The 9183-nt window shown below is 38.6% G+C and carries 9 protein-coding genes; all 9 read right to left on the reverse strand.

What is annotated here, in order from left to right:
- A partial coding sequence (locus ACW6OJ_RS06390; protein ID WP_456096066.1) for a PEP/pyruvate-binding domain-containing protein occupies positions 1-1268 on the reverse strand: 1268 nt, incomplete at its 3' end.
- A gap of 15 nt (positions 1269-1283) precedes the next feature.
- Positions 1284-2123, reverse strand: a complete 840-nt coding sequence (locus ACW6OJ_RS06395; RefSeq protein WP_455105406.1) for a pyruvate, water dikinase regulatory protein — start codon at positions 2121-2123, stop codon at positions 1284-1286.
- A 26-nt stretch (positions 2124-2149) separates the two neighbouring features.
- A complete protein-coding gene (locus ACW6OJ_RS06400; RefSeq protein ID WP_293432182.1) occupies positions 2150-2785 on the reverse strand; it encodes a helix-turn-helix transcriptional regulator in 636 nt (211 codons plus the stop codon).
- 285 nt (positions 2786-3070) lie between these two features.
- Positions 3071-3841: a TrmH family RNA methyltransferase gene (locus tag ACW6OJ_RS06405; protein ID WP_455105407.1), complete on the reverse strand. Its 771-nt coding sequence runs from the start codon at positions 3839-3841 to the stop codon at positions 3071-3073.
- Between the two features lie 10 nt (positions 3842-3851).
- A complete protein-coding gene (locus tag ACW6OJ_RS06410) occupies positions 3852-4526 on the reverse strand; it encodes a potassium channel family protein (RefSeq protein WP_293426953.1) in 675 nt (224 codons plus the stop codon).
- An 11-nt stretch (positions 4527-4537) separates the two neighbouring features.
- A complete protein-coding gene (locus ACW6OJ_RS06415; RefSeq protein ID WP_455105408.1) occupies positions 4538-5908 on the reverse strand; it encodes a TrkH family potassium uptake protein in 1371 nt (456 codons plus the stop codon).
- A 64-nt stretch (positions 5909-5972) separates the two neighbouring features.
- Complete coding sequence (locus ACW6OJ_RS06420; RefSeq protein ID WP_456096067.1) at positions 5973-7964, reverse strand: LTA synthase family protein; 1992 nt, start codon at positions 7962-7964, stop codon at positions 5973-5975.
- 4 nt (positions 7965-7968) lie between these two features.
- A complete protein-coding gene (locus ACW6OJ_RS06425; RefSeq protein WP_455105410.1) occupies positions 7969-8922 on the reverse strand; it encodes a cell wall-binding repeat-containing protein in 954 nt (317 codons plus the stop codon).
- A gap of 69 nt (positions 8923-8991) precedes the next feature.
- The gene (gene scfA / locus ACW6OJ_RS06430; RefSeq protein ID WP_007789995.1) at positions 8992-9135 is read right to left on the reverse strand and encodes a six-cysteine ranthipeptide SCIFF; all 144 of its coding nucleotides are present in this window, start codon (positions 9133-9135) and stop codon (positions 8992-8994) included.
- Between the last annotated feature and the right edge of the window lie 48 nt (positions 9136-9183).

A 9183-nucleotide genomic window follows, 5' to 3' on the forward strand; every position in this document is an offset into this window, starting at 1 on the left:
TTTTCTCCTGCCTTAGCCTGTACTACTGCATCTTCTGCATAGAAGTATACCTTACCTACAGCAGCACCTGGAGATGCTGGAAGACCCTTAGCTAACTGCTGAGCATCCTTTATAGCCTTTGCATCAAATGTTGGGTGTAGTAACTGGTCTAACTGGTTAGGCTCAATTCTCATGATAGCTTCTTCCTTGTCGATTACACCATCATTTACTAGGTCAACTACTACATTTATAGCAGCCTTAGCAGTTCTCTTACCATTTCTAGTCTGTAGTATGTATAGCTTACCATTTTCTATAGTGAATTCTATATCCTGCATATCCTTGTAATGAGCTTCAAGAGTATGAGTAATTTCTACGAACTGGTTGTACATTTCTGGCATTTCTTCCTTTAGTGTATCTATGCTCTGTGGAGTTCTGATACCAGCAACAACGTCTTCACCCTGGGCATTTATTAGGTATTCACCGAATAGTTTATTTTCACCAGTAGATGGGTTTCTTGTGAAGGCAACACCTGTACCAGATGTCATACCCATGTTACCGAATACCATTGACTGGATGTTTACAGCTGTACCAAGGTTTCCTGGTATATCATTTAGCTTTCTATATACTATAGCTCTTGGGTTGTTCCAAGATCTGAATACTGCTTCTATAGCTAGCATTAACTGCTTCTTAGGATCCTGAGGGAAGTCTTCACCGATTTCAGCCTTGTATATCTTCTTGAACTCTTCTACTATTGACTTTAGGTCTTCTGTTGTAAGGTCAAGGTCAGAACCATAGCCCTTTGCTTCCTTTACCTTGTCAAGAACGTTTTCAAACTTGTACTTAGGAACCTCCATAGCAACATCTGAGAACATCTGTATAAATCTTCTATATGAGTCATATGAGAATCTTTCGTTATTTGTAGCTGCTACTAGACCCTTTACACTTGTGTCATTAAGACCTAGGTTTAGGATTGTATCCATCATACCAGGCATTGAGAAAACAGCACCTGATCTTACAGATACAAGTAGTGGATTAGTTTCACATCCTAGTGTCTTGCCCTGTTCCTTTTCTAGTTGCTTTAACTTTTCGTCAATCTGGTCTAGAACTTCCTGAACGATCTTGTGGTCGTTGTCATAGTAGTCATTACATGCTTCTGTAGTTATAGTGAATCCCTGTGGTACAGGAAGACCTATATTAGTCATTTCTGCTAGATTGGCACCCTTACCACCTAGCAAGCCCCTCATTTCCTTGTTACCTTCGTCAAAACTGTAAACAAACTTCTTACTCATTTCTTCCTCCTAATGTTATACTTCGTAGTCTTTTAGAATGGCTACACCATTTTCTTTTAATAAATCTAAAATTATGCCGGCTGTTTCCTCTATAGCCTTGTTAGCCACATTTATCACAGGGCACTTTAAATTTTTCATAACCTTTTCTGAGTAGTCTAGCTCCTCAAGTATCCTTTCAAGCTTAGCATAGTTGGCTGTGCCAGATAGGCCCATTGACTTTAATCTTTCAACCCTTATAGTGTTTAACTTTTCAGGTGAGTTCGTTAGACCTATTATCCTCTTAGTTTCCACTTCAGCCAATTCCTTTGGAATGGGTACCTCTGGAACTAAAGGAACGTTTGCCACCTTCAGGTGCTTGTTGGCAAGATACATACTTAGCGGTGTCTTTGATGTTCTAGATATACCAACCAAGACTACATCCGCCTTTAGTAGGCCCCTAGGGTCCTTACCATCATCGTATTTAACAGCAAATTCTATGGCCTCTACCCTATTGAAGTAAGACTTGTCCATCTTTCTGATGATACCTGGTTCTCCAAGTGGCTCAACACCTGAAATTCTCTTCATCTTCCTCAATATATGACTTAATAGGTCCATATACTCTATATTTTCTCTTTCACAGTAGACCTTAGCATATTCTGCCAGCTCAGGATTTACTAAGCTGTACATAACTAGGACCCTTTTTCCTTTTGCTTCTTCAAAGACTTCATTTAGCAAGTCCTTATTGTTTATATAAGAAAATCTCTTAATATCCCAATTCTCATGGTTTGGAAACTGGTAGATACAGGCTTTGGCTATCGACCTAGCCGTCTCTCCCAGAGAATCTGATACAATATATATGATCGAATTGTTTTCCATATTACCTCCCATAAACTAGTGTCGACCTATTCAGTCAGCTCGACAAATAGTCTATTTATTATAGTTTTTGATATTTTACCCACAACCTTCATCTTTTGCTTGTCATCGTCTTCGTACCTAATAACAGGTAGGCTGTCGACCTCTCTCTTCATCAATTTGGCAGCCGCCAAATTAATTGACTCGTCTTCTTCAACAGTCGCTATATTAGGCATTCTTGTCATTATCATACCTACAGGTAGCTTATTGACATCCGAACCCCCAACAGTAGCCTTCAACAAATCCTTCCTGGAAACCACGCCACACAAGTAGTCGTCCTCATCCAGTATGAAAACTCCACCAGAGTCTTCCAAAAAGATATTTACTATTACATCGTATACAGAGTCACTTTGTCTCGCAGTCAATGGTACACCCATAACTGAGGATACCTTTGTATTTTTCATGGATGTATTTTCATTAGAGAAGTTTCCCTCACCCACATAAAAATAGCCGACCTTTGGACGAGCATCTAGAATACCTGTCATTGTCAAGACAACCAAGTCAGACCTTAGTGTTGCCCTAGTTACTCTTAGCTTTTCTGCAATTTTTTCTCCTGTAATAGGTTCATTTTCCTTTACTATAGCAATAATCTTCAATTGCCTCTCATTCAGTTGGATAATAATCACCTACCTCATAACATACTTACCCTTTAAATATTGCGTCATATTATTGTTTAATATGATATACCATTTCTATATAGTATATTATAATACTTCATGCTTAATTAGGCAAGACTTATTTTTCAATATTTATGAACCTCTTCTATTATAGTTTTATTGCAAAATTCATTATGTCCTTATAATAGGGATATAGCCTTTTAAAATCAATATTTCTTCATGGGTGAAAAATATAAAAAAATAGCTGTTCATTGGACTCAACCAAAAAACAGCTAGAATTATATATAATATATACTATTTATTTTCCCTCTTTATCATCTTACTCATCAATAGGGCTCCAGATATGGCAACATTAAAGGATTCCGCCTTACCATACATAGGAATCTTGACTAATAGGTCGGAATTTTCTACCCAAAAGTCATTTATCCCATTTGCTTCATTTCCAAGGACTAGGGCACACCTGTCTGCATAGGTAATCTCATCATAATAGTTATCCGTATCCAGGGAGCTTGACACTATTTGCAGGCCTGCCCCTTTTAAGATAGATAGTATAGCCTCCTGACTCTCTATTAGTAGTTCCATATAAAAACTTGACCCCATAGCCGACCTGACTACCTTGGGATTGTATACATCCACACATCCCTTAGTCATACAGATTAGGTCAAAGCCCATGGCATCAGCTGTCCTAATTATTGTACCCACATTACCCGGATCTTGGAGCCTATCCAAAATCAGGACCCTTTTGTGTCTTGCAGGATCAAAGTCATCGCTTGATAGGTTCATCATCTTGACCACGGCCATGATACCCTGAGAGTTCTCAGTGTCACTTACTTGGTCAAAAAGGTCTCTTGATAGGGTATGAACCTTATGGTCCTCCAGGTCTAAATTAAATTCAGTCCCCTCTCTCAGGATTACCATATCTATATCTGCTCCATGCTCTAGGGCTAGCTCTACAGTCCTAAGACCTTCTGCTAAGTACTTCTGCTCCTTATACCTCTTTTTAGAGGCTAGCAAAGATTTAATGGTTTTAAATTTTTCATTATCCTTACTCTTTATATAAGCCATACCAAACTTCCTATCTCTTTATATATGAATCACCGCTGATCAAAAGGGCAATCTCTTCTATTACCTTAGTCTGACCAGCTATTACTATGATATCTCCGTCCTCAAAGTTCTGACTAGGACTAGGGGGAACCTGGAAAGTATCTCCCCTCTTGATACCAACAACATTGATATTGTACTTGTCTCTTACCATCAAGTCAATTAAGTTGCTTCCTACCCATGACTTTGGAACAGTGACTTCAAATACTGAATGTGTATCATCCAACTGCATGAAATCCACAACATTCTCAAAGGTCAAGGACTTGGCTATCTTTATCCCCATATCAGACTCTGGAAAAACAACCCTATCAGCACCTATCCTTTTTAATACATCGGCCTGTAGACTGTCCTTGGCCCTACTTATAACTAGGGGGACACCTTCTTCCTTGGCTATTAGGGTAGCCATAATTGAAGCCCTCAGGTCTCCTCCGATTGCAACTATAGCCACATCAAAGTTGTTTAAACCTATGCTTTTCATAGCCTGCGCATCTGTAACATTCAGTATGGCAGTATTTTCTACTTCATCGGATATCTGTTGAATTACATCTTCATCCATATCCACTACCATAACTTCTTGGCCTGATTCTGTAAGAGTCTTGGCTGTAGCTTCTCCAAACCTTCCCCCACCTATTACTATAAACTGCTTCATCTTATATCCTCCTAGCCAACTAATACCTTGGCTTCTGGGTATCTAACCCTCATCCTCTTGTTTTCGCTTATAAAGGCTGTAAATATAGTCAATGACCCTACTCTACCGGTAAACATCAAGACCATTATTATCACCTTGCCAACACTGTTTAAGTGATAGCTACCTGCCAGGGACAAACCTACTGTCGCCAAGGCCGAAGATACTTCAAAGGAATTAGATAAGAGATCAAAATGTTTTGGGTCCTGGGTTATACTCAAAAGATAAACACCCAAAACGGCTATGCTAATAGCAATTATAAATATTCCCAAGGCCTTCCTAAAGGTAAATACATTTATCCTCTTGTGTTGGACTGTTATTTCATTTTCATTTTTTATAAATGACTTTACTGCTATAAATAAAACTGCTGCTGTAGTTGTCTTTATACCACCACCAGTAGATGCTGGTGATGCACCTATAAACATCAGTATTATCATCACAAATAAAGTTGATTCTCTAAACTGTGTCAAGTCTATTGTAGCATAGCCAGCCGTTCTAGTAGTAACTGACTGGAAAAATGCCACCTGGAACTTTTCCCACAAGGTCATACCGTGTAAAGCGTGGCCAACTTCCCCTAAGAATATCATCAAAAAACCACCCACAATTAGTATAGCCGTAGTCACCAAGGCCATCTTAGAATTTAGGCTTAGCTTTTTTAAATGCCTCTTGTTTACAATATTAATTATGACAGGAAAACCAATACCACCTAGAATTATCAAAGCCGAAATAGTAAATACTATCAGTGGCCTGTTGTAGTAACTCACTATAGATGAGTATTCTCCTGAAATACTTCCCATCAGGTCAAAACCCGCATTACAAAAGGAAGATATTGATGTAAATATCGAGTAACCTATACCCTTTAAAAAGCCGAATTGTGGTATAAAGGCAAAAGACAATATCAGAGCACCCATCCCCTCTATAACCATAGTATATTTCAGGACCTTTTTAATCAATTTAACACTACCTGACAATTCATCTTGATTCAAGGCTTCTTTTATCAGTATTCTTTGTCTCAAATTGATTTTTTTCCCGAAGATAAGGGCTACCAGTGTTCCAAGTGTCATAAAGCCTAGGCCACCAACCTGGATTAATAATATAATTACCACCTTCCCAAATACAGACCAATGGATGCTGGTATCAACTACTACTAAACCTGTCACACATACAGCGGATGTTGCTGTAAACAGGGCATCAATAAAACTTGTACTAGTTCCATTGGCTGATGATAGGGGGCTGGTCAAAAGTACAGCACCCAGTAAAATCAAAAAACCAAAGCCTGCAACCATCATCTGCCCGGGCGATAAAATATGCAGGGGCGATGGATGTATCTTGCTATTTTTCCTCATTTCTGCCTCCATAAAACTCCCAGATCAAGTTAAAATTCACAAATTTTAAGAACCCCATGGGTCCCTAAAATTTATACACCAAGGTATTTGACCTATAAATTGGTTTTTCATCGCTATCCAATATTTCAAGGTATACTATCTTCTTACCCCTATAGTTAGGTGCTTTCAATAGTAAGGTCTTATCATCTACAAAGTATACCTGGGCTTCTTCTCCTCCTATGTATAACCTTGTGTTTCTGTTTATTCCCTGACCTTTAATAAAGACCTTGCCATCCTTTTTCTCTACAGACTCAAGCTTCATATCCCTAGTACCTAACTGCATCTTATTATTTTTTATAGGCTCATCTGACTCCTTTAAGAAGTATCTCTTACCAAATAAAATATCATACTGGACTAGCTTCATCTTTTCCTGGTAGTCAGACTTGTCCTTCAGGTAGGCATGTACCATATTCATAGGCCCATACTTAAGTCCAGCGAGTTCCATTACCATAGTAGATAGCTGGTAGGCCTGAAGGTCATTCGGAATAGACCTTTTCTTGATTCCCATATTATCTATCACTGCAAAAAGCGATGAAAACTTATCCACACCGGACATATTGCGTGTAATTATATTCAGGGCAGGTAGGTGGTCTCCGTACACAACCAGGACATAGTTCTTCTTCCTTGCATCTAGGCTGGCCTTTAGGTCCCTAATAAATTGGTCCATCTCATATACCTGGTTGGCATAGTAATTAATCTGGTTTTGGTCCTGTTTAGGTAACTTTGAATCCACTAGCTTGACCTTGTACTCCATGTCCATATTGCTGGTAGGATACTTGCTATGGCCCTGAGTAGATATGGTATAAATCATAGACTTAGACTTATTCTGGTCTAATTCACCCATTATATACCTAGTCAATATTTTGTCCTTTGGCCACCACATAGGAGTATATTCAACATCCGTCATTGATTCAAGACTGATAAACTTCTGATAACCGATATTTTCATAGCCTTCTCTCCTGTTATAGAAGCTGGAATTGAAGTTATGAATAGCCTCAGCCCTATATCCCTCTGACCTCATTTGGCTTGCTATAGATATTGATGGTCTTTTTGCCAAGAATGTCTGGTAGGGAATCTCACCCTGGTTTAAAAATTCAAAATTATTCCCTGACATGACCTCATACTCTGTCCTAGCCGTACCACCACCAGTAACCGGCACATTCATTAGGCCTGACGTGTACCTTTCCATCATCTTCCTTAGGTTTGGCATTGGGTCTATATTATAATTGCAATCTTTTAGCCTTGTAGGATCCATGAAGCCTTCCAGCTGGACAAAGATTACATCCGGCCTGTCATCCCCAGTCCTAATTAGCCTCTTGTCCTTTTTAGCTTCCTTATCCAAATCTGATCTGATAGCCTCTATAGTAGCCTGATTATATCCCTTTGGTTTTTTCCTTATAGACATAAAGGTCTCATCTGCAAAGGAGAAAACTAGACCATTGGTCTCATAAGACAATCCAGGGTCCCAGGCTATGGCAGTTACAATTTTAGCCGCCTTTAGCTGGGGAACAACTATAAAAAATACAGTTGCCACAAGCAAAAGGGCCACTAGGTCAAATTTATTCCTAATCCTATTTTCAGTCTTAAACCTCTTGAATATAAGAACTGAAAATATTATAACCAGTAGTAAAAAAGCAATCCCTGCCACCATAAATTTGACATCTAAAAAAACATTGGCAATATTTAGGGCCTCCTTGTATGATACAAGGTCATAAGGTGACAAGGGCATACCTCTCAAGCTATATAAAACAGAACTACTAATAGCCAGTATCAAAAGCACGCTACTGGTTATGTAATAGTAAAATACCTTCCTCTTTAAAAATATTGATACTCCAAGTATCATAAAAATTAAAAAGTAGTTTATAAAAAACTGGATTGGAAAATCTAAGGCGAAGTCTATAAATTTAATAAAACTTCGCCTGTTGATTGTCTCTATAAGGCCAAACAAAAACAATGAATATACAATTAAAACTATTAAATCTAATTTACCTTCATACTTCTGCTTGTTATATCTCATATTTTTACCTATTTGTCTCAGCCGCACACTTAGTTAGTACGCTCTGACTGATTCCTCCCAAAGATACTAAAGATGTAGCACCTCTTAGTACTGACTTGTCGCTTCTTTCGCTAACTAGTACTATTGGGGCATTATTTCTACCGGCTAGAGGCCCACCTGTCAAGGCGTCAACTAGCTTATAGCCATCACTTAGGATGTACTTAAATGGTGTTTCTCTGTAGAAGGTCCTTATAACCTGTGAGTTAGTTAAGTATCTACTAGTACCACTGACTCTTGTAGCACCTAGTGAGCTTACTAGTCTAGATGATATAGAATCAACACCACCTATAGCATAAACATTCTTTGTAGATTCTGCTATTGATCTTGATGTTTCACTTATACTAGTTCCGTTTGTAAGCAGGATAGGTTCACCATCTCTGGCTGCAACTGCAGATATACTCATAGCGTCTGCCTCACCCTTGCTTCCGTTAGCTATAAATACTTTACCAACTGATCCCTTTATATTTAGGATTTCATTAGCAACATTATTACTAGTCTCATACCTATTCTGGCCACCTATTCTCTTAACAGAGAATCCACCCTGACTCCTTAGCTTGTTTTCTATATCACTACTTATAGAGTTATCAGAGCCAATGATATATACCCTCTTTGCTATTTCCATTCTTAGCTGAGTTTCATTAGGTATACTATCCCTGTGTACCAAAAGTATAGGTGCATTGATTACACCTGCTAAACCACTGGCACTTAAACCATCTGCCAACTTGTTCTTGTCGGCATTTACCAATATTACTGAATCATATAGGCCATACTCACCAGCAATACCACTGGCTGTTGCATACCTATCAGTTCCCCTAATCTGCTGTATTTCACTATATGACAGGGCATTGGCAGTTGCCAAGCTACAAGCCAATATAGTAAGTGACAATACTAGAGATCCAAGTCTCTTTTTAAGTTTCATATTTTAACCCCCCCTATTTCTATTGATACGAAAAGACAGCCATAAAGGCTGTCTTCTACTTTTCGAATACTATCTTTCGCACTCTTGGTTAGCAACTGTACAAGAAGTCTTGCAAGCAGACTGGCAAGAAGTCTGGCATTCACCACATCCGCCCTTTGCTGCACTTTCCTTTAAAGTAGCCTTTGAAAGAGTTTTTACATGTTTTTTCTCCATGATAATCCCTCCAAAATAATTTTTCTTATCTCATTATACCATATACAT

This window comes from Peptostreptococcus sp. (assembly GCF_977045075.1).